This is a genomic window from Aureibacillus halotolerans, assembly GCF_004363045.1.
In the GTDB taxonomy this organism is placed as follows: Bacteria; Bacillota; Bacilli; order Bacillales; family DSM-28697; genus Aureibacillus; species Aureibacillus halotolerans.
Genome location: NZ_SNYJ01000010.1, coordinates 1 through 21,870, shown reverse-complemented (window position 1 = coordinate 21,870; position 21,870 = coordinate 1). Strand labels below are relative to the sequence as shown.

Genomic DNA, 21,870 nt, shown 5'->3' with positions numbered 1-21,870 from the left:
GATAGGGTTGAAGACATATATTGAGGAGTTGCTCGTTGAAGCCTTTGAGAAAGGGGCGTCTGATTTACATTTGACTGTCGGTGTGCCGCCTATGTTTCGAATTAACGGGGAGCTAGTGCCCTCTCAAAAAGATGGTATGCAGGCACGAGAAACGGAAGACATGTGTGACGCATTGCTTGATGATGGGCAACGGGACACATTAAAGCGGCAAGGCGAGCTGGATTTTTCGTATAGTGTGTTCGGTGTGTCACGGTTTCGGATGAATGTATACAAGCAGCGCTCCTGTTATTGTTTAGCGGCTCGTGTCATTCCTTCCCATATTCCATCAATTGAAGAGCTCGGGCTGCCTTCTGTCTTAAAACGCATTATTCGTCAGCCACAAGGTCTTGTGCTTGTGACGGGACCGACGGGAAGTGGGAAATCAACAACGCTCGCAGCGATGATCCATGAAATCAATCAGCATGAGGCCCGCCACATCATCACCTTGGAAGATCCGATTGAGTATTTGCATAAACATCAACGTTCAATCATCCATCAGCGTGAGGTTGGCTTTGACACAACCAATTTTAAAGCTGGCTTAAGGAGTTGCCTACGGCAGGATCCAGATATTATTTTGGTCGGCGAGCTGCGTGATTTAGAGACCATTTCGACGGCCATTACAGCGGCAGAGACAGGTCACCTCGTGTTAGGTACGCTGCATACGACGGATGCTGCCTCCACGATCGACCGCATCATTGATGTCTTTTCGTCAGATCAGCAACGACAAATTCGCATTCAGCTCGCTTCGGTACTCACAGCGGTTGCCTCCCAGCGCCTGTTTAAAACGAAGGATGGAAAAGGGCGAAGAGCGGCTGTTGAAATGCTCATCAACACACCAGCCATTGCCAACCTGATACGCAATGAAAAGATCCACCAAATTCAAAATGTGTTGCAGACAAGCAAGGCGCAAGGTATGCAAACATTGGATATGGCTGTGAACGAACTCATGCAGCAAGGACTGATTCAACACGATGATATGCGCATGGCGTCGAGAGAGCGTGCCTTCTGATGAAACAGTTTCGATATGAGGGGCACGATCGCTATGGCCGCAAAGCTGCCGGGAGGGTAAAGGCGGAAAATAAGCAGGAAGCCATTCGTCTGCTGCGTGAGCAACGGGTCGCTCCGGTAAAAACAGAGGAGCTCACCGGGATTCTATATAAGGACATCTCCTTGCCTGAACGCCTACCTTTAAAGGAATTTGTCGCTTATGTGCGCCAGTTTGCGACTTTACTTAAGGCGGGGACCACCTTAGTAGATGCGACACAAATCCTCAGGGTACAAACAAAACACAAGAAGCTAAAGGCTGCTTTGGCGTCGATTGAAGAAAGCATGCGCGAAGGAAAGCCGTATACCGAAGCGGCTGAACCGTTTTCCTCCTTGTTTCCAACGCTATATCTCAACATGATGAAGGCGGGTGAAGCAGGAGGCAGGATGGACGACATTCTTGAGCGAATGGCCGATCATTATGAGAAGGTTCAGAAAACACGAAATCGAATTGTGTCTGCGCTGGCGTATCCTCTCGCTGTAATGGCGGTCATCGTCGCCATTATTTTCTTCCTATTGCTTTTTGTTGTTCCGGCCTTTTCAGATTTACTGCCGTCTGAGGATCAGCTGCCGACAATCACCCAATTTGTCATGGTGGCAGGCAGGCTTGTTGGTTCTTATTGGTGGGCTGGAGCTGCAATTGTGATCGCTCTGGTAGTGACCATTAGCTTGTTTGTCCGCCACAAGCAAAGCCGTTTTGTGATGGAAAAAATCCTGTTGAAAACACCTATTATAGGCTCTGTGCTGCAAAAAAACATTCTCGCAACGATTTCTAGAACATTAAGCACGTTGTTTGAAAGCTCTGTTCCGATTCTGGAGGCAGTGGAGGTCATGGCAGAGATCAGCGGCAGTGAAGTGGCTAGACGCGTATTGCAAGATGCCCATCGTTCCCTGGAACGAGGCGAATCACTTTCATCCCCAATGAAAACCCATTGGTTGTTTCCCCATATGTTTACACAAATGGTTGTCATCGGGGAGACATCCGGGACTTTAGACCATATGCTCGACAAAATCGCTCTTTTTTATGAGGACGAGATTGATCGTCAAACAGAATTAATGAAAGCCTTGCTTGAACCCGTGATGATACTGATTCTAGCCATCTCTGTTGGAACAATCGTGAGTGCGATTACACTACCGATGTTTGAAATCTTTAAAAGCGTCCAATCATAAGTCCCTCGATTTTTTTAAAAAACTATGAAAAAAGAACTAGACAAGTGAATGTTGGCAAATTATAATACGAATAGAATGATTTAACAGTTAATAAATCTTGGAAGCGATGAGCGATGATCTGTATTTGGGCACTTGGATCATCAGGAGCGAGTAGTGCAACCGGCCGATTTTGCGTATTAGCAAAGTTGGCTATTTTTATGGGCAAATTTAAAGCAAGTCTTACTGTATCAAACAAATAAACGATTGTAGGAGGCTTCACAATGAGAAAATTTTGGAAAAATGAAAAAGGGTTAACGTTGATTGAGCTTTTGGCTGTTGTTGTTATTTTAGGAATTTTTGCAGCGATTGCGATCCCAAGCATTGGTTCCCTGATTGATAACAGTAAAAAAGACGCTCATGTTGCAAATGCCCAGCAGTTAATTAACTCGACACGTATTGCTGTTCTCGATGATGCAGAGCTTAGAAATCTAGATGCCGACGACACCGCCTATATTCCTGTGCAATATTTTATCGCAAACGGCTACATAAGTGAATTGACTGATCCAGATGGAGATGATTATCGAGGTGTTGGAGGAGGGACTAGTATTAATATTTCACCAGATACAAGGTACTCGTCCTTTGTTAAAGTTACTCGGGGGAAAAACAATTCCTATGAAGTAGCTGTTAAGCTTGTAAATGAAGAGCGTGGTTTGGTGACTAGAAAAGGTGAAGCCATTTCCGAACAAAACCTTCGCGAAAGAGGGCGTAAAGCTGTCTTAGTCACTGCGTCTAATACAACGCCATAACCAACCAACAAGACAGAGGTGAGTGCCATGAGGTGGCGAAAAAAGAACCCGCAGGAGCGTCATGCGCTCATTTTCAAAGATCATGTCATACGGTACGTTCGAAGTCAGGGACCGGCGCTAAAAGCGGCGGTCTTTGCTGATGAATATAGGTTGCCAGAAGGGCTTATCCAGCAAGGAAGCATCGTGGATGTCGAGCAGCTTGGTCAAGTGTTGCACACATGTGCAAAGCAATGGGGTTTGCAGCGGAAACAAGTCCAGTTTTGTATCCCGGATGCCCATGTGTTGGTACGCACGATCGAAGTTCCTGCAACGGTTCCTGAGGAGGAGCTGAAAGGGCATTGTTATTATGAGCTCGGCCAATCCATTCATTTGCCGTTAGAGGTGCCAGTGCTGGATTGCTGGCGTGTGAAAAAGACAGCTGAGACGCAGGAAGTTGTCATGTATGCGGCTGAAGAGAACGTTGTTCAGAGCTTTGTTAAGCTTCTAGGCGATGCGAAAATGCAGGCGACGGTGGCAGATGTTTCAACGCTATGTGCGTATCGATCATTCATCTCACTCGCAAGCATTGACCCACAGGCTCACTATGTATTGCTCCAAGTCGATGAATCTGCCGTGACGATGACGATTTATTATGATCATGTTCCGATGTTTTATCGGCATTCCCCACGCGCTCCTGACGCACCGTTTGGATTCGTTGAGGAGCTCGGACGGCTCATGCATTTTTATGAGTTTACGATGAATCAGGGCGCAGCCGCCGTAGAGGCGGTTGGGCTCACGGGCGATGATCCGAACTTGAGCATTGTTGAGGAGACGTTGCGAGCTGAGCTGGTCGTTCCAATTGAAACCTTAGGCAACGCCGTTTGGCCGCCAATAATGGGAGAAACGTTTTATGACGCCTTGGGCTTGACGCTACGAAAAACGGTGATTTTTTCATGAGAAAAGACATAAATTTGCTGCCAGAGCAGCCAAATGTACGCCCGTTTCGCTGGAAAATGATCTTCGGGCTTGTCGGCGTGTTCTTGTTTTGTATCGCTATCTTTTTGGGATACCCGATGTATTTGCAAAAACAAACGGCGGCTCTGCGGGACCAAGTGGATGACTTGTCCATGCAGCTTGCAGCACAATCGACCCCTGAGGAGACTCCAATTACACCTGAAGGTGCATTGCAGCAACTGCAGACGGAGTATTTGCCATTATCAGTGCTTCTAACAAAGCTTCATGCGCTTTTGCCTGAAAAGGCGGTCGTTGTAGGCGTTCACTATTCCTCAGCTGGCGTCGTGGAATGGTCAGCGCAATTTTCCACGCTTGAAGCGGTAGCCACCTATATGGCAGCTGTTCAAGCGGAAAAATCCGTGGAAAATGTTTCGATTGTGCAGGTCGAACAGGACCCGCTTGTGAAAAACAAGCCATATGTCGCCGTGCTGATGGTTGAAGGAATTTCTTCGGCACTTCAAGAGGAGGAGCGGAAGGAATGAAAAAACTCAAACGAACACGAAACTCGTTTCTTCTCATCGGTTTAAGTAGTTTGTTCCTCCTTACGTGTCTGCTGTTTGTCTTGCAGTTCATTTTGCCAATGCTGCAGGAAAAGACACTGCTCCAACAATCTTTAGCAGGGATGACGCAGGCCATTTCCGCGACTGCACATACAACCGTTAATGATACAGACGAGTCGTTAGAACTTACAGACAAGAAAGTACCTGCATCACCTCAAGAGGAAGCACTGCTACGCGCCCTTTCTTCTGCATCTAAAAAAGCGAAGGTCACCGTTACAGCGATCTCCTTTCAGTCAGCTGTCCAACTTGTGCAAGAGGTGGAAGAAGAGGTCTTGGAGCTCGATACCGATTGGTCCGACGATGATGCTGAGGTGGAGCCACCGATGGAGCCATCAGACCAAGTCTCTCAAGGAATAGAAGGCGTGTACCCTGTTCGCATGATGGTCACGGTTGAAGTCTCTTCTTACACTGAGCTACAGGCATTTTTGCAAGAGGTTGATCTGTTGGAACGGTTTGTTGGCGTAGAGTCGGTTTCGGCACCAGCGTTTACAACGGACAGAAATTCTGTTGACATGGTGCTCGCTGCGTATTACATTCCCCGTCCATCATCGTAAGAGCAACGATTGTTTATCCTTCCTCTTTTTGTGGAATGGTAAGATGACACATTCAAGATAAACAGAAATGAGGAACGAACATGTCATTGTCTACGATATTAAAATGGTTAACGGGTCTAGCGGAAGGGTTTTTAGGTATTCCTATAATTGGTGGTGCATTTATTCTTGCCAATGGCTGGGCGCCGTTAGGTTTTATGCTAGTCGTCCATATCGTCGTCTTACTCATCAGCAAATCGCAGAAAAAAAGCTATATGGGCTCAGTGCTAGGGATCATAACAAGCATTATCGGTCTTATCCCGATCGTTGGGATGATTTTTCATATCATTACAGCTCTTGTGTTGCTCGTTGATGCCTGGTCCTCAACAGCTAAAGAAAAATGATAATAAAACGCGATCTCTTCGGAGGTCGCGTTTTCATTTCTTACGCTGTTTTTCAGTTTAATTGTCTAGGCCTTCGTTTTGTATGAATGACACACTTGACAGATTTGTCCAAATTCTCTATTGTGATAGAGAATACACAAATAAATCGTCCACTGGGGGCGCCTATTGTTGGCTGAGATAAGGACATTGTCCTTGGTCCCTTTGAACCTGATCTAGATCATTCTAGCGTAGGGAAGTGGAGACGGTCGCGATGCGTCTATTTTTGTTATGCGCTATGCTCAACCGCTCCTTTTCCGGGAGCGGTTTTTACTATCTCTTGCCGCTCTCGCGTGGGAAGTTGGAATAGGCCCTAGGTGAACGAAGAGGAGGAAACGAATTGACGTTTACAGAACGACTTCGTGAAGAAAATGACGCGACCTATCAGGCTATTTTTGATCACCCTTATGTACAGGGGCTGAAAACGGGTCATGTCCCTAAGAACGCCCTTGTGCATTATGTGAAGCAGGATTTCGAGTATTTGAACGCCTTTATGCGCGTGTATGGGTTGGCAATATCAAAATGTGAGACAAGAGAAGAAATGAGCTTATTTAATGAACAAATTGGCTTCGTTCTTCATAGTGAAATTCATCCACATAACAATCTTTGTGAAGTGGCTGGCGTGCCCTATGAGGAGCTGCAAGGGTATCCACTTGCCCCAGGTGCCAGCCATTATATTTCACATATGATGACCACCGCCCAGCAGGGAACGTTAGGCGAAATTGTCGCTGTGCTGTTGCCCTGCCCATGGACATATTTAGACATTGGCGAGCGCCTCATGAAAGAAGCAGCACCCCAGCCAGGTCTGCATCCGTTTTATGAATGGATTAATTTTTACGGAACAAAAAGCATGGAGGGTGTGACAGGGAAGCTGCGGTCATGGCTCGACCGATATGCAGAAACGGCGTCTGAGCGGGAAAAGGAAAAAATGCGCGTGGCGTTTGCGAAAAGCTGTCAGCTGGAGCTAGGCTTTTGGGAAATGGCCTATACGGTCGAAGAATGGCCAGTTAGAGACGCCGTATTGCGTCGTTAAAAGAGTCACAAAAACCACGAGATTTCATACCTCGTGGTTTTTGTGCGTTGTAAATTGGAACAGCGACTTGTGTCACTTATCCCCTGAATAATGCTCCAGAAGATAGCGAATAAATGTGTCGGCTGCGTTCGTTCGTTCAGTGGTGGCTTCTACTAAGCAAAAATCCCGCTTAAGTGCTGGCCAACCAATCATAGGAACGATGTACAATTCTTTTTGTTTTAACGATTTGCTGACGACCCATTTTGAAAGGATGGAAACGCCTAGCCCGTTAACGACCGCTTCCTTGACGCCGTAATTGCTTGAGATGGTCGTCACCCTTTTGCTATGAAGCTTATGCGTATCAAAAAAACGATTCATTACTTCACGAGTTCCCGATCCAGGTTCACGCGACACCCAAGGCCATTCTGCAAGTTGTTTTGGTGAAACGGGCGCAGTTAGCTGGTGACTGTAGGAGGCAGGCGCAACAAGCACCATCTCATCCTCTAAAATGGGGGTGACATGAAGCTGCGGCAAAGTCACTTTGCCTTCAACGAAACCGAGAGTCAGAGTTCGATCGTGCACCTTCTCGGCAATGCTGGACGTATTTTCAATGAAAACCCTCAGCTCGACTCCTGGAAAGGCTTGTTGAAAGGGCGCCAATAACGAGGGAAGTAAATACTCGCCAATGGTATAGCTCGCGCCAATGGCTAATGTCCCTTCCACCCGCTGGTGCAGACCATCGATCTCCTGAATCGTCTGGTCGTAGAGAGCCACCAACTCTTGCGCTCGCTGATAAAAAAATTCACCTGTCGCCGTTAGCTTGACAAACTTCTGCGAGCGATCAATTAATGTTGTCTGAAACTCTTCCTCAAGCTGCTTAATATGCAGAGACACACTAGGCTGAGACAACAGCAATTTTTGCGCAGCTTTCGTGAAGCTTTTTTCATCAGCTACAGCAATAAAGGTACGTATAGGTTCAAGCGCCATAAGGTTTCCCTCGCTTATTCGAGTTTCCAAGTAAAATGACGATAAGGGGCGAACTCTTCGTCTGCTTTGCTCGCCTAGCTCCTCATGTACAAGTGCACACTGCAGGTCAGCATCCTTGACCTTCATGCATCTCCCCATTTTACAGGTCCGTTTTTGTTTATTCACAGTTCATTATCGGGCACCTCTCGTTCGTTCACAAGCTTCAAAGGTGCTCTTCTTATAAAGAGCATACCACAAGACAGCAGAAAAGGAGTTGGCACCAAGCCCTCTTGCAATGCTTAGCAGCGCCGGATTCCATAATTTGCGTAGTATACGTTGTAGCCTAAACGCCAAGCTAGTAAACAAATGAAGCAAAGTAGGTGAGGGCATGAATCTACAACGACCGAAGGATCCGATGACAAGAGATGATGTGCTGAGGCCCGTGAACGTGAGGCGGTCGCCAACAGATGACTTTAGCGAGATGCAGGCGATACAGGAAACGGCGGATGCCCCGTCCACAACCTCGGACGTCAAAGAACGCCCATACTGCAAATAGACAGGAGATGATGATCGTGAATAAGGAAAACCAGCAGAAGGAAACTTTGCAGCCAACGGAACAATCAAAAGAGATTGAGCATACGACCCCACACCCAAACATCGAACGTGAAGACGAAACGATTAAAAATACGTCTAGCTGAGCGCACATTGACAGGTTTATCCTCTGTTAACAAGTGGAAAAGTGTTAGCAATCACTGTTCTTTACAGAGGAGGGCTGGCATGGCTAATCATAAAAAGATGACACGGGAAGAAGCCGGGCGCAAAGGCGGACAAGCAACAGCAAAAAAACACGGCAGAGAGTTTTTTCAGGAGATTGGTGGGAAGGGCGGAGAAACAACGTCACAACGCCATGACCGCGAGTTTTTTCAAGAAATCGGTGGCAAAGGTGGCGGCAGTACTTCAAAGCGCTACAAGCGTCCTTTTTTTGAAGAAATTGGTCGCAAGGGTGGAAAAAATAAACCAAAAGCATCAGAGTGAGCAGGCCGCATAGGGTCTGTTTTTTTTATGTTATCCATTTAAAGGCTTTCCTTTACCCTCTCTTAAAGCTACTACGGGTCTTCACTGGCTTGGAGAAAAGTAACATCATGCCCTTTTTCTCGGAAAACCACACGAAAAATGTTGATTTGCTTTTGTTTTGATTTATAATTGTCTTTAAACAAAAACAAACGTAACAAAAAGAAACGAATGGAGGAGACAACAAATGGTACAGCATGCTTGGGAAGCTAAACAAGCGCCAGTAACAGTTGGACTGAAAGAGCTCGTTTATCGCTCAAATATCCTTGGGCAAGATCGATCGGTCGCGAACTGGGGTGGTGGAAACACATCGATGAAAATGGTGGAAAAGGATTTTCGAGGTAGAGATGTCAATGTGATGTACGTGAAAGGCAGTGGTTCAGACCTTGCGACCATGGGGGAAAGCCATTTTACAGGTCTTCGAATCGATGATATTGCGCCTTTAAAAGATAGAGATGAGATGACGGACGAGGATATGGTCGCGTATCTTTCGCATTGTATGGTCAATTCAGCGCATCCGCGGGCATCGATCGAGACGTTGCTGCATGCTTTTTTGCCCTACCCACACGTCGACCATACGCACCCTGATGCCATTATTAGCATCTGTTGTGCGGAAAATGGCCAGGAGCTAGCGGAAAAGATTTACGGAAACCGCTTTGTATGGGTGCCATACATTCGCCCTGGATTTACATTGTCTAAGCTTATCGCGGAAGCTGTTGAAGGAAACCCGAATGCGGAGTGCGTGCTTATGGAAAAGCATGGCCTTGTGACGTGGGGAGAAACGAGCAGCGAGTGCTACGATAAAACCATCGCGATTATCCAAGAAGCCGAAGCGTTCTTAAACGAACGGGCGCAAGCATCTCCGTTTGGTGGCGAAAAGCATCATGCCCTTTCTGTTGAGCGTCGCCGTGACGTTGTGGCGGAGGTATTACCCGCAATCCGCAGAGAAGTGAGTGAGCGACAACAAATGCTGCTTACGTTTGATGACAGCGAGGATGTTTTAACGTTCGTTAACAGTCATGAAGGTCCTACGCTGTCTCAGGTTGGTGCAGCTTGCCCCGATCACCTCGTGCATACGAAACGGACGCCATTATGGGTTCCTTGGGATCCGCAATCAGGCACAATTGAAGAGTTGAAAAACCTGCTCGTGGCAGGAATTCAGGAATATAAAGCAGAGTATCAATCGTATTTTGAACGTAATCGGACGGAGGGCGACATGTTGGTTGATGATGCGCCGCGCGTCGTGCTCATCCCGGGGGTTGGTATGGTCAATACAGGGAAAAGCACACAGCATGCCAACATTAGCGCATCTCTCTATCATCGAGCGATTGCGGTGATGGAAAAAACAACGACGGTCAGCTCGTTTGTCTCCTTAAATGAAAACGAATCCTACCGTGTGGAGTATTGGCCGCTTGAGCTTTATAAACTATCGTTAGCACCACCAGAAGCGGAATTCTCACGGAAAATTGCGTTTGTAACAGGCGGCGCTGGAGGCATTGGAAGCGCGACGTGTCAGGCTCTCCTTGAACAAGGGGCTCATGTGATATTGGCTGACTTAAATGAAGACGGAGCAAAAGAAAAAGCGGCAGAATTTAATGAAACGTATGGGGAGCACCGTGCCCTAGCGGTGAAAATGGATGTGACAAGCGAGGAGCAGGTTAAGGCGGCGCTTAAAGAAACCGTGCTCACATATGGTGGTGTCGATCTTTTAGTCAACAACGCTGGCCTCGCAACGTCTAGCCCATTTGAAGAAACGGAGCTCTCTGAATGGAACATTAATGTAAACGTGCTCACAACAGGCTACTTTTTAGTGGCGCGAGAGAGCTATAAGCTGATGAAGGAGCAAGCGTTGCAAGGAAGCATCGTGTTTGTCGGGTCAAAAAACTCGGTATACGCGGGCAAAAACGTCACAGCCTATTCGACAGCCAAAGCCGCTGAAATTCATTTGGCACGATGTATTGCTGCTGAGGGCGGAGAACATGGCATTCGCGTGAACTCTGTACTGCCTGATGCCGTGCTTCAAGGATCGGCCATTTGGGGATCTAAATGGCGCGAGGAGCGTGCGCAAAGCTATGGAATTGCCCCTGATGAGCTGGAGGAGCATTACCGCAATCGAACGATCTTAAAGGTGAATATCTATCCTAGCGACATCGCGAATGCGATTGCATTTCTTGCTTCATCTAAAGCCGCGAAAACGACAGGATGTATGCTGACTGTTGACGGTGGGGTTCCTGCTGCCTTTACGCGTTAGTTTTCACACGGATTAAAGCGATCTAAAATATGAAAGCGAGGTGAGCGCTGTTTACAGGGGGGACGCCTCCTGTAAACAGCATCGTATATGACAAATCAATTTACTCGTTCGGATAAAGCGTACCAAGTGTTTGAAGAGGAGCAAATAAGCCGCGGAATTGATATTGATCAAGCTGTAGAGCAGATTAAGGCATTGCAAATTGAAACCCCGTCTTGGGGATACGGAGATTCTGGCACACGGTTCAAAGTGTTCCAACAAGAAGGTGTGCCACGGTCCCCCTTTGAAAAAATTGATGATGCGGCGTTTGTCCATGAGCTAACAGGGGCTTGTTCATCAGTTGCGATTCATATTCCTTGGGACCACGTGGACAATTTTGCAGAGTTGAAAGACCATGCGCAGGCAAAGGGCATCGGGCTAGGAGCTGTGAATCCGAATCTCTTTCAGGAGGACATCTACAAATTTGGCAGTGTGACAAACACTGATCCAGACGTGAGGAAACGAGCTGTTGATCATTTATTAGAGTGCGCAGACATAGCGAAAACCATTGGCTCAAGAGATGTCTCCCTTTGGTTCGCTGATGGAAGCAACTACCCTGGTCAAGTCGATTTTAGACAACGTAAGCATTGGATGTACGAAGGTTTGAAAGCGCTCTATGAAGCACTTGATGAGAATCAACGCATGTTAATTGAATACAAGTTCTTTGAACCTGCCTTTTACCATACCGACCTGGCCGACTGGGGAATGGCCTTCAACATGGCGAACAAACTCGGTGGGAAAGCACAGGTGTTGGTGGACACAGGTCATCACGCTCAAGGAACGAATATTGAACATATTGTGGCGTATCTCATTGACGAAGAGAAGCTCGGCGGCTTCCACTTTAATAGCCGTAAATATGCCGATGATGATTTGATCGCGGCTAGCCTAGATCCATACGAGCTCTTCCTTATTTTCAACCAAATTCAGCTCGCGTCAGCGGACACGAACCCTGATGTCCAAAAAACGGCTAAGGACATTGCGTTTATGCTAGACCAAAGCCACAATGTTGAAAAGAAGATTCCAGCCGTTCTTCGCTCCATCATGAATGTGCAAACGCAATTTGCAAAGTCATTGCTAGTGAACCATCAGGCATTGGCAGAAAAGCAAGTACAGCAAGATGTTCTTGGCGCTGAACAAGTCGTGAGAGAGGCGTATGAATTTGATGTTCGACCGTTGCTCCATCGCGTTCGTGAAGAGCTTGGGCGTCCAATTGATCCTTACAAGGCTTACGAGCAAAGTGGGTATGAAGCGAATATTTCAAGTCGAGGCAAGGGCGGGATGAGCTGGTGACCGTTCTCGCCTTCGATCTTGGGGCAAGCAGTGGCCGCCTTCTCGTGGGTGCGCTGACAGATGGTTGCCTTGTCGTCAAGGAAGTGCACCGCTTTGACAACACCCCTGTAAGGGTTCATGATGCGCTTCATTGGGATGTGTTGAAGCTATGGCATGAGATGAAAGTCGGCTTGAAAAAGGCGGTTGATGGAGGATGGAAGCCAGAAAGCATTGGCATTGATACGTGGGCTGTTGATTACGGCCTTCTTGACCGTCAAGGCCAACTGTTAGGTCATCCATTCCATTATCGAGATCAACGCACAAAAGCGGTTATGGACAACGCTTTTCAGACGGTCTCTCGTGAGGATATTTTTATGGAAACAGGCATTCAGTTTCTTGAATTCAATACGTTGTACCAGTTGATCTCTCAGCAGCAATCCGATCCAGAACGGCTAGAACAGGCCAAAACGCTGCTCATGATGCCTGACTTACTACGTTATTTCCTAACAGGGGAGACGTTTGCTGAACGGACCAATGCATCCACGACGCAATGTTGGTCGCCGAAAACGGAAACGTGGAGCAAGTCGTTGTTTGACGCCTTTGATTTGCCGATTCGACTCATGCCGCCATTGTTAGCGCCTGGCGACAAAGCTGGGACGTTGACAGCTGCCGTAACAGAGGAGACAGGAATGGACCCTATTCCTGTCATTGCTGTAGGCGAACATGATACAGCTTCTGCTGTTGCAGCCGTCCCGGCAAAAGATACCCCGTTTGCTTATTTAAGCTGCGGCACATGGTCGCTTTTAGGCACGGAAGTAGAGACCCCTGTAATCACTGAGCAATCCGCCACTTGGAACTTCACAAATGAGGCTGGAGTGTATGGCAGTTACCGTCTGTTAAAAAACATTATGGGCTTGTGGCTCCTGCAGGAAAGCATGCGTGTTTGGGAGCGAGAAGGGAAGCCGTTTTCCTTTGAAAAGATGAATAACGAAGTCGCGGTAGTGGCTCCGTTTCGTAGCTTGATTGATCCAGATGATCCTCGCTTTTTGAAGCCGGCGAACATGGTGCAAGCCATTCAACAGTATTGCGCTGACACGAATCAGCCTGTGCCAGCGACGCAAGGTGAGATTGTACGTACCATTCTTGAGAGTTTGGCCCTCGCCTACCGTCGAACGCTTGAGCGCACTGAGCAACTTGTTGGAAACACCTTTCAAGGGCTTCATATGGTTGGCGGTGGTATTCAAAATAAGGTATTATGTCAGATGACAGCCAACGCCATCGGGAGGCCTGTTTGGGCAGGACCCATTGAAGGAACCGGCATTGGCAACATGCTCGTGCAGCTCATTGCATTAGGACGGATTGAGGATTTGCAGGAAGCTAGAAGAATTGTTGCTCGCTCTGAGACGGTGACAACATATGAGCCGTCAAAGGAAGCCGACGCTTGGACGATAGCGTACAAACGATTTTTGCAGCTTGTGGACTAAGGGGGAGAAACGGATGTTGTTAGTCGCAGAAAGGCAACAGAACATTCTCGAAAAGGTGAATGAACAAGGCAGTGTCCGTGTAAACGAGCTTAGTGCCTTTTATCAAGTTACGGAGGAAACGATCCGTAGAGATCTTTTTAAGCTTGAGAAGGACGGGAAGTTAAAGCGGACACATGGTGGGGCTGTGCGCATCACGGAGTCCTTAGAAACCCCTTATTTGGAAAGAGAAGTTCTGCAGGCAAAGGAAAAAATCGCGATCTCTAAAGCCGCTGTTCAATGGGTGAAGGAAGGCGATTCCATTGCGCTAGATGCCAGTACAACATCTTGGTACGTTGCGCAGCATCTTCCAGACATGCGCTTGACCGTTTTAACCAACGCCATTCAAGTGGTAACCGCCCTAAGTGGAAAGGAACAAATTGAAGTGATTTCAACAGGTGGCTCACTACGTCCTTCCTCACTTTCGTTTGTCGGACGTCTGGCAGAAGAGGCCCTATCTTCCTATCATGTTAATAAAGTGTTTATGTCTTGTAGAGGCTTGCATCTGCCTTCAGGAATTGTGAGTGAACCAAGCGAGATGCAGTGTATGATCAAACGGAAAATGCGAGGCATTGCAGACCAAGCCTTTTTGTTGGCGGACCATAGCAAGTTTGGTCAACAATCCTTTTCAGCGCTAGGCACTCTTTCCGATTATGATCGGATCATTACAGACTGGCCAGAGGACGATGTGCCAACCGATATTCTTGAGGGGGTTGTATGGCAAACCGTTCGTATCTAAATCAGGCTGATGAGAAACGCTCGCTTTCGTCGTTGCGTTGGCTTGTCCGGTGCTAAATGTATAAAGAAAAAATCCGTACGACTACGAAATCAGTTGGAATTTCATAGTCCGTTTCGGATTTTTTTGTTTGGCAGCTGTATAAAACAGTTAAATCACTTTTACTTAGTATCTCAACTTTCGCAGCGTTTATAATCGAGAAAATATGAGATAGGTCTATTGAAATAAAGAGAGACACCTACTAGGTGAAGATATTATGTTTACTACCCTACACTTCCAAAAGGAAAAGAATCTTTCAAGCTGGGATGAGTTAATTTCATAACAAATTTTTTGTGAGCCATGCCTTAGCTTAAAACATGCGTAGAAAAATCAAAAGCAGCCACTAGTGAGACTCCAGCGGCAAAGAAAACACGATGAGGTCCTTTCGAATCGATGTTGCACTTGTACCCGTAGGGTGTAAAAGCGAGCTAAGCGAGACCCCACAGAGCGCGCAAGCGATCGAGGAGGCGCAGCAGAAGCCCGGCGGCAAAGAAATCACGACGAAGTCTTTTTGAGTCGATGATGCACTTGTACCCTTTAGGGTGAAAGCGAGCGTATGGCAGCTTGTGTAATAGCGGTCCTAACAATAAATTGCAGGTTTACCCATCTATATCTAAAAGTGTCCCCGAAATTAAGGTGCGAAAGTTGACCTAGTATTCTCCAAAATTATCTCAAGCCTTTATTTTTTCAACGCTTGTCTACGCGTAAACCTCGTTTGCTTTGAATACACATTGTAAAAAAGTGTACAGGAGGCGAAGGTATGTCTTCAATGATCTGGCATCAAGTCAGAGAGGGAGAGAGTGTTTATGATATTGCTCGTCAGCATATTGTTCCGATTAAAGCTTTAATGGAAGCGAACGAAGGCATTGGTCAACTTTTCGTAGGCCAATGGCTGCAAATTCCGCAGTCGGTTCAGGGGTATGTTGTTCAAGAAGGGGATACGCTTGAAGAACTTTCACGGCAATGGAACATCTCTAAGGCCACTCTCGTCAATCAAAACACCCTTCGAACGGAGGAGCTGTTGGTTGGACAAATTCTATTGCGTCAAGTCACCTATACCGTTCAGGCTGGCGATACGTTGTTTAGTTTAGCGGATAAATTTCAAACAACCGTTGCCAGCTTTGAAGCGTTAAACAATGTGAATGTTGGCGAGCTTCAGGTAGGGCAAGTCCTCCAAATTCCTGGGTATACTGCAGCGATGACCATCGGCCAGGCGCAAATTTACGATCGACCGTCTACTAAAGGTCGCGTGCTGCTCCGGCCAGTGACGGGGGCACGCTTTACCGTGACGGGCTCTGGTGATGGTTGGCTAAAGGTACGTCTTTTTGATGGAAGAGAAGGGTGGTTAACCGAGGGGCAATCGCGACTTGAAGTGAGTACAAGGGACGACAAACCGCTCGCACTGTTAGGGTACTTTACAGAGGATGAGGGTCCGGGGCTTCCAGGATCTGAAGCCTCCTTTTTGGCGCATGCAAACGATTTACAAGACGTCAGCTTATTTTATTATCAAATTCGCTTTGAAAATCCAACGACGCTCGGTAAGTTTGGGGAATTTACAGATGAAGCTCTTCGAACCTTAGTGGCTCAAGCGCACGCGCGAAACGTTCGCGTGTTAGCGGTTGTGCATAACTTGCTCTATATGGAAGGCCCGGCGACCATTTCAAAGGATGTTGTCAAAGAGCTCGTTTCCTCTAGCGCAAACCGACAGGCATTGATTGCGAACATTTTAAATCTCATCCGTCAGTTTAATTTCGATGGCATTGATTTAGATGTCGAAGAGGTTTACGAGGAGGATCGCGAGGGCTTGTCGCAGTTTATTATTGAGCTAGGCAATGCACTCCATCAAGAAGGCTACTTTTTTTCAGTGGCTGTGCCGTCGAAAACGAGTGCTGAGGACCCAAGCGCTTTTGCCAAGCCCTTTGATTATGCGGTGATTGGTGGAGCAGCTGATCAAGTGATTATTATGCTGTACAACGAGCACGGATGGCCGGGAAGTGGTCCAGGACCAGTGGTGTCCATTGGCCGGATGGAGCAGGCATTAACCTATGCAGCATCACTAATTCCCGCCAATAAAATACTAGGTGCAGTGTCGGTCTTTGGGTTTGACTTTAATTTAGAAACGGGCAAAGCTCGCTATTTAACATATGCTGGAGCCATTGAGACAGCCAACCAATTTGGGGCGACGATTCAATTTGATGAAGAAAGCCAAACCCCGTTCTACACATACACGGCAGAAAATGGGCAAGATCATGAGGTTTGGTTTGAAAACGAGCGCAGTATTATTGCAAAAGCCCGCCTTGCACAAACGTTAGGGGTGAATGGACTTGCGCTTTGGCGTCTTGGCATGGAGGACCCCGCCATATGGCCAGGACTAGAGGAGCAATTTACGTTGCGCAAGCCCTAGCTTCTTTTCTCCTGCCATCGATTTTGATACACTATAGAAACGAATTGGTAGGAAAGCGGTGTGAAATTGGAGATGGACCGGACACAGGATGAAGCTTATATGCGTCTGGCGATTGCGCAAGCAAAACAGGCAGAGGCTATTCGAGAAGTGCCGATTGGTGCCGTTATCGTACAGAACGGTGAAGTCATTGCTCAAGCCCACAATTTACGTGAAACAGAGCAGCGTGCTGTGGCTCATGCGGAGCTTTTAGCGATTGATTTGGCTTGTCTACGCACCGGTTTTTGGCGGTTAAATGACGCTGTTCTCTACGTCACTTTAGAGCCATGTGCCATGTGTAGCGGAGCTATCGTACTGTCGCGTATTGGCCGAGTCGTTTTTGGAGCAAGTGACCCTAAAGGCGGTTGTGCAGGAACATTGATGAATTTGCTGCAGGATGACCGTATGAATCACCAGGCCGAGGTAACAAGTGGCGTGCTGGCAGATGAATGTGGAGCGATGCTGTCCAGCTTTTTCAGGGACTTGCGAAAAAAAAGGGTCTGACTTGCAGTTTTGCTCTATAGCCTTTATAATAAATCTTGCACACTTTTGGTGTGCCTAACTTTTGGTATCAAATTTGCCGTGCTAAGTGGGGAGGTAGCGGTGCCCTGTACCCACAATCCGCTATAGTGGGACCGAATCCCTTCTCGAGGTCGTTCGTCGTATGGTCTGCCGCAAGTAAGTGGTGTTGACATCTGGGTCCTGCGCAACAGAAACCCGTAAATCCTGTCAGGTCCGGAAGGAAGCAGCAGTAAGCGGACCCTTTTGTGTGCCGCGGGGTTGCCTGGATCGAGCAAACTGCTTGCGTAACGCACGGGACGAATTGATCGACAGAAGGTGCACGGCTTTACCTTTACATAGTAACGTCCATGCTGTTAACTAACGCATGGACGTTTTTTGCGTTCGGGTTTTTTGAAAAAGGAAGCTGTACTCGCTATAATAGAAGAAGATAAGATGGAAAGGAGGCTCGCGTATGAGTTATCAGGCGCTTTATCGAACCTTTCGCCCACAAGCCTTTGCCGATGTCGTCGGACAGGAGCATTTGACGACCACGCTGCAAAATGCCATTGAAAAAAACAAATTCTCTCATGCCTATTTGTTCTCCGGTCCTCGTGGCACGGGGAAGACAAGTGCCGCGAAAGTAATGGCCAAAGCCATAAATTGTGAGCAAGCCCCTGCTCGCGAGCCTTGCAATACATGCAATGCATGTCGAGGTATTATGGACGGCTCTATTGCTGACGTGATTGAGATTGATGCGGCATCGAACAATGGTGTGGACGAAATTCGAGACATTCGTGATAAGGTGAAATACGCCCCTAGCTCGGTGAAGTATAAGGTGTACATTATTGATGAAGTGCATATGCTTTCTACAGGCGCTTTTAATGCACTGCTTAAAACATTGGAAGAGCCACCGCAACATGTTGTGTTTATATTGGCAACAACGGAGCCGCATAAGATTCCAGCCACGATTCTTTCACGCTGTCAGCGATTCGAGTTCAAACGACACACGATAGATGGCATGGTTGCTCGGATGGCTTTTGTCCTTCAGGAGCAACAGGTTACCGCAGATGACGTTGCCTTAAAACGAATTGCACGAGCTGCTGATGGCGGTATGAGGGATGCGCTAAGCATGCTGGATCAAGCCATTTCATTCAGTGACGGTCATGTCTCCATAGAAGACGTAATGAGCATGACAGGAATGGCGACCGCAGAATCTCTTTTCGGGCTATCGCGAGCCCTATACGAAGAAAATACAGCCACAACGCTCACCCTGCTGGAGCAGCTGATTTCTGAGGGAAAGGAACCTCAGCGGTTACTAGAAGACTTAATTTATTTTTTACGCGATCTCCTTTTGTATCAAAAAGCGCCGAGCATGGAGGAGCTGCTCCAGGTGGCCGATCTTGATGAGGGGTTTAAATCATTCGCCTCAGAAGCAAACGCCTCGTGGTTGCACGCGACACTGAAGCTTTTAAATGAAAGTCAGCAAGAGTTGAAATGGTCTGGTAACGCGAGAGTGATGCTTGAAGTCGCTCTCTTGAGACTCCCGGGCTCAGATGAAAACGTGATGCAGGAGCAAGCGACGCCTGTCCAAGCGTCCACATCGAGTTCAGGGAGTGAGGAGCTCCTTAAACGTATCGCTGCTTTAGAGCAAGAGCTGTCCAAGCTAGCGAGACAACAACCAACTGGAGCGGTTGCCTCTGATGCTTCGCCACAACAAACCGCGAGGAAGCGACCGCGCGGGCAGCAAATAAAGGTGCCCGTTGCCGAGATTCATCGAATGCTCTCTCAGGCTGAAAAAAAGGAGCTTCAAACACTCAAAAAAGCATGGCCTGATGTGATGGAACAAATAAAAAATGAAAAAATATCTGCCCATGCAACCCTCATTAGTAGCGAACCTGTAGCTGCCTCAGAAAACACTTTTTTACTCGCTTTTAAATATGACATTCATTGTCAAATGGTTTCTGATAACAAGCATCAGGTTTGTGATATTATAGAAGAGGTTCTAGCGAAGACGACGGGCAAACCGTACAGAGTGCTTACGGTCCCACAGACACAATGGCAAGACATTAGGGAATCGTTTATTCAAACACAACGTGAGCAAACTCCTGAATCAGCAGAGCCTGAGGAAGAAGATCCATTGATTGCTGAGGCAAAAAAGCTTGTCCCTGAGGAATGGTTAGATATTAAATCATGAGGAGGTCATGCAATGCGTGGCGGAATGGGAAATATGAACAATATGATGAAGCAAATGCAAAAAATGCAAAAAAAGATGGCGGAAGCTCAAGAAGAGCTTGCTGAAAAGACCGTTGAAGCAACAGCAGGTGGCGGCATGGTGAAGGTCGTTGCAAATGGCAGTAAGCAGATTGTAGAGATTATTATTGATCAGGAAGCGGTCGATCCTGATGATGTTGAAATGCTTCAAGATTTAGTAATAGCGGCAACGAACGAAGCATTGAAAAAAGTAGAAGAGATGACAAACGAAACAATGGGTCAGTTTACTAAAGGCATGAACATCCCAGGTCTCTTTTAAAGCGTAATGACTTAAGGAGGGACACACGTGCATTATCCGGAGCCTATATCTAAATTGATTGACAGCTTCACTAAACTGCCGGGAATTGGACCGAAAACTGCGGTGCGCCTGGCTTTTTTTGTCTTAAACATGAAAGAAGACGATGTGCTTGATTTCGGTAGAAACTTAGTCAATGCGAAGCGAAAGCTAACGCATTGCAGTGTGTGCGGTCATATTACGGACAAGGACCCATGCTCGATCTGTTCAGATGGCCACCGCGATCAGTCCGTCATTTGTGTCGTTCAGGACCCAAAAGATGTGATTGCAATGGAGAGGATGAGAGAGTTCTCAGGCTTGTATCATGTGCTGCATGGTGCGATTTCACCAGTGGATGGCATCGGACCTGAAGACATCTCAGTAGCGGATTTGCTCAAGCGATTGCAGGACGAAACGGTTCAAGAGCTCATTCTCGCAACCAATCCGAACATTGAAGGGGAAGCGACATCAATGTACATTTCGCGTCTCGTCAAGCCAACAGGAATAAAGATTACTCGTATTGCCCATGGGCTGCCTGTCGGAGGAGACCTCGAATATGCGGATGAGATTACGTTGTCTAAAGCAATGGAAGGGCGGCGTGAATTGTGAGGGGAATTAAAAAAAAGCGTCTTAAGCGGCAATACGACCAAACATTACTTGACACGCTGGATCGTGTGAAGGCCAAATGGGAAGCACAGGAGCGCATTGCTCGTGACAGCGTTGATTTGCCGAGGCATTTTGACGCTGAAAGACAGCTTGAAAAAGCAGTGTATTTCTTTTTATTGAAGGAAGCCAGGTATCGTAGCATAAAGCGCGCATAATTCACAATGAAGCAGTTTTGCTCTAGAGCATGGAATCCCCTATGCTCATGCAGCAGCTGTTTTTTTATGTGAAGAGTGAGTCCTATTGAATGAAGAAAGGATAAGAGTGTTTCAATAAACGATTACGTCTATGCGCAATACCTTACTATAGGCTCGCGAAATGAAGACGTAGCTGTTTGCCTATAGTGGTAGTCGTTCGGCATTTGATCACATCATCTTACTTAGTAATAAGAAAACTTAAAAGCATTAAGAAACTAATTCTACTGAATGAATGGTCTCATTCTCATCGTCACTACATATATATAGAACACATTTGGACGGGCCTGGAGGTGAGGCAAGGTGGATCCGATTTGGTTTCTTGTGTTGGTGCCCATCGTCATTGTGTTCTTGTTTTGGCAGCGAGGTGCAGCGCTGGTTATTGGTTTCGCAGGAAAGAGTATTGTGAAGGTTTTAATTGGTGCCCTATTCTTGTTTTTCTTGAATACGTTTTTTGGCCACTTAGGGATTAATGTACCAATTAATCTCGCCACAGCGGCTCTGTCGGGGTTTTTAGGGTTGCCTGGTGTGGCGGCATTGGCAGCGGTCAGCTACTTCCTTATCTAAACTGTTTCAGCTATAGATCTCTATTCCATCGCTTTATAGCGATGCGATAGAGGTCTTTTATTTGTTCGAGATCTAATTGTGGAAAAATAGCCTTCGCTTGAATGATGCGTAACGACATCAACAATATAAAATTATGAAATCGGTACTCTATAAATCTACGGAAATTAGTTGCATTCGTTTTTTCCTTATGGTATATTAAACGTCCAGCCAAAAACAAAGCACATTATGTTGAAATTTGTTTTTAATAAAATGTTGACTAAATGTTTTCTGGTGTGGTATTATATGAAAGTTGCTGAAAAACAGCGACGAACGTTTGTCCTTTGAAAACTGAACAGAAGTCAAATGCAAAAAACGTGCCATGTTGAAAGACATGTAAAATAAATCCCGTTGATTTTACTTAAATCAACAACGCAGGAATGGAACATCAGTGAGAACTGATGAACGCCAGACCATACTATTATGGAGAGTTTGATCCTGGCTCAGGACGAACGCTGGCGGC

23 protein-coding genes, 1 other RNA gene and 2 riboswitches are annotated in these 21,870 nt (G+C 46.8%); of the genes, 23 read left to right on the top strand and 1 reads right to left on the bottom strand.

Annotated features, from left to right (window positions below; translation table 11 throughout):
• Nucleotides 1-7 precede the first annotated feature (7 nt).
• The 8 genes from EV213_RS12395 (at nt 8) to tenA (ending at nt 6,594) form a co-directional block, all read left to right on the top strand.
• Nucleotides 8-1,048 carry a type IV pilus twitching motility protein PilT gene (locus EV213_RS12395; protein WP_133580865.1) on the top strand — a complete coding sequence of 347 codons (1,041 nt, stop codon included), beginning with the start codon at nt 8-10 and terminating at the stop codon, nt 1,046-1,048.
• Entirely contained in the window at nt 1,048-2,253 is a 1,206-nt protein-coding gene (locus tag EV213_RS12390) for a type II secretion system F family protein (RefSeq protein WP_133580864.1), read from the top strand. Before EV213_RS12395 ends, EV213_RS12390 begins: the two co-directional genes overlap by 1 nt.
• Before the next feature lie 90 nt (nt 2,254-2,343).
• Nucleotides 2,344-2,426: riboswitch (cyclic di-GMP riboswitch) on the top strand.
• Nucleotides 2,427-2,513: 87 nt separating this feature from the next.
• Nucleotides 2,514-3,038 carry a pilus assembly FimT family protein gene (locus EV213_RS12385; protein WP_133580863.1) on the top strand — a complete coding sequence of 175 codons (525 nt, stop codon included), beginning with the start codon at nt 2,514-2,516 and terminating at the stop codon, nt 3,036-3,038.
• Between the two features lie 27 nt (nt 3,039-3,065).
• A complete protein-coding gene (gene pilM, locus EV213_RS12380; protein ID WP_133580862.1) occupies nt 3,066-3,974 on the top strand; it encodes a type IV pilus biogenesis protein PilM in 909 nt (302 codons plus the stop codon).
• Nucleotides 3,971-4,513 carry a hypothetical protein gene (locus EV213_RS12375; RefSeq protein ID WP_133580861.1) on the top strand — a complete coding sequence of 181 codons (543 nt, stop codon included), beginning with the start codon at nt 3,971-3,973 and terminating at the stop codon, nt 4,511-4,513. The genes pilM and EV213_RS12375 overlap by 4 nt, the downstream gene beginning before the upstream one ends.
• The gene (locus tag EV213_RS12370; RefSeq protein WP_133580860.1) at nt 4,510-5,145 is read left to right on the top strand and encodes a hypothetical protein; all 636 of its coding nucleotides are present in this window, start codon (nt 4,510-4,512) and stop codon (nt 5,143-5,145) included. Before EV213_RS12375 ends, EV213_RS12370 begins: the two co-directional genes overlap by 4 nt.
• Before the next feature lie 80 nt (nt 5,146-5,225).
• On the top strand, nt 5,226-5,525 hold the full coding sequence (locus tag EV213_RS12365) for a hypothetical protein (RefSeq protein WP_133580859.1): 300 nt from the start codon (nt 5,226-5,228) through the stop codon (nt 5,523-5,525).
• Nucleotides 5,526-5,669: 144 nt separating this feature from the next.
• A riboswitch (TPP riboswitch) is annotated at nt 5,670-5,776 on the top strand.
• A gap of 125 nt (nt 5,777-5,901) precedes the next feature.
• Nucleotides 5,902-6,594 (top strand): thiaminase II, encoded by a 693-nt coding sequence (gene tenA / locus EV213_RS12360; protein WP_133580858.1) that lies wholly within the window; start codon nt 5,902-5,904, stop codon nt 6,592-6,594.
• 72 nt (nt 6,595-6,666) lie between these two features.
• Here the strand turns inward: tenA and EV213_RS12355 are convergent, their stop codons facing one another.
• Nucleotides 6,667-7,560, bottom strand: a complete 894-nt coding sequence (locus EV213_RS12355; protein ID WP_166639294.1) for a LysR family transcriptional regulator — start codon at nt 7,558-7,560, stop codon at nt 6,667-6,669.
• Between the two features lie 367 nt (nt 7,561-7,927).
• Between EV213_RS12355 and EV213_RS20780 the strand changes: the two genes are divergently transcribed.
• The 15 genes from EV213_RS20780 (at nt 7,928) to EV213_RS12295 (ending at nt 21,371) form a co-directional block, all read left to right on the top strand.
• Nucleotides 7,928-8,095: a hypothetical protein gene (locus EV213_RS20780; protein ID WP_166639293.1), complete on the top strand. Its 168-nt coding sequence runs from the start codon at nt 7,928-7,930 to the stop codon at nt 8,093-8,095.
• Nucleotides 8,096-8,111: 16 nt separating this feature from the next.
• Entirely contained in the window at nt 8,112-8,237 is a 126-nt protein-coding gene (locus EV213_RS21215) for a hypothetical protein (RefSeq protein WP_279512763.1), read from the top strand.
• Between the two features lie 79 nt (nt 8,238-8,316).
• Nucleotides 8,317-8,574: a general stress protein gene (locus EV213_RS12350; protein WP_133580856.1), complete on the top strand. Its 258-nt coding sequence runs from the start codon at nt 8,317-8,319 to the stop codon at nt 8,572-8,574.
• Between the two features lie 223 nt (nt 8,575-8,797).
• Nucleotides 8,798-10,861 carry a bifunctional aldolase/short-chain dehydrogenase gene (locus tag EV213_RS12345; RefSeq protein ID WP_133580855.1) on the top strand — a complete coding sequence of 688 codons (2,064 nt, stop codon included), beginning with the start codon at nt 8,798-8,800 and terminating at the stop codon, nt 10,859-10,861.
• An 87-nt stretch (nt 10,862-10,948) separates the two neighbouring features.
• A complete protein-coding gene (gene rhaI, locus EV213_RS12340) occupies nt 10,949-12,187 on the top strand; it encodes an L-rhamnose isomerase (RefSeq protein WP_133580854.1) in 1,239 nt (412 codons plus the stop codon).
• Complete coding sequence (locus EV213_RS12335) at nt 12,184-13,650, top strand: rhamnulokinase (RefSeq protein WP_133580853.1); 1,467 nt, start codon at nt 12,184-12,186, stop codon at nt 13,648-13,650. The genes rhaI and EV213_RS12335 overlap by 4 nt, the downstream gene beginning before the upstream one ends.
• Nucleotides 13,651-13,663: 13 nt before the next feature.
• A complete protein-coding gene (locus tag EV213_RS12330; RefSeq protein WP_243740085.1) occupies nt 13,664-14,425 on the top strand; it encodes a DeoR/GlpR family DNA-binding transcription regulator in 762 nt (253 codons plus the stop codon).
• A gap of 796 nt (nt 14,426-15,221) precedes the next feature.
• Nucleotides 15,222-16,865 carry a LysM peptidoglycan-binding domain-containing protein gene (locus EV213_RS12325; RefSeq protein ID WP_133580852.1) on the top strand — a complete coding sequence of 548 codons (1,644 nt, stop codon included), beginning with the start codon at nt 15,222-15,224 and terminating at the stop codon, nt 16,863-16,865.
• A gap of 72 nt (nt 16,866-16,937) precedes the next feature.
• Entirely contained in the window at nt 16,938-17,405 is a 468-nt protein-coding gene (gene tadA / locus EV213_RS12320) for a tRNA adenosine(34) deaminase TadA (RefSeq protein WP_133580964.1), read from the top strand.
• A 76-nt stretch (nt 17,406-17,481) separates the two neighbouring features.
• Nucleotides 17,482-17,746: signal recognition particle sRNA large type (gene ffs, locus EV213_RS12315), an RNA gene on the top strand.
• A 128-nt stretch (nt 17,747-17,874) separates the two neighbouring features.
• Nucleotides 17,875-19,596, top strand: coding sequence for a DNA polymerase III subunit gamma/tau (gene dnaX, locus EV213_RS12310; protein ID WP_208112752.1), 1,722 nt, complete (start codon nt 17,875-17,877; stop codon nt 19,594-19,596).
• 12 nt (nt 19,597-19,608) lie between these two features.
• Nucleotides 19,609-19,932, top strand: a complete 324-nt coding sequence (locus tag EV213_RS20980) for a YbaB/EbfC family nucleoid-associated protein (protein WP_208112751.1) — start codon at nt 19,609-19,611, stop codon at nt 19,930-19,932.
• Between the two features lie 27 nt (nt 19,933-19,959).
• A complete protein-coding gene (recR, locus tag EV213_RS12305; protein WP_133580851.1) occupies nt 19,960-20,556 on the top strand; it encodes a recombination mediator RecR in 597 nt (198 codons plus the stop codon).
• Nucleotides 20,553-20,768 (top strand): YaaL family protein, encoded by a 216-nt coding sequence (locus EV213_RS12300; protein ID WP_166639292.1) that lies wholly within the window; start codon nt 20,553-20,555, stop codon nt 20,766-20,768. Before recR ends, EV213_RS12300 begins: the two co-directional genes overlap by 4 nt.
• 339 nt (nt 20,769-21,107) lie before the next feature.
• The gene (locus tag EV213_RS12295; protein ID WP_133580849.1) at nt 21,108-21,371 is read left to right on the top strand and encodes a pro-sigmaK processing inhibitor BofA family protein; all 264 of its coding nucleotides are present in this window, start codon (nt 21,108-21,110) and stop codon (nt 21,369-21,371) included.
• The last annotated feature ends 499 nt before the right edge of the window (nt 21,372-21,870 follow it).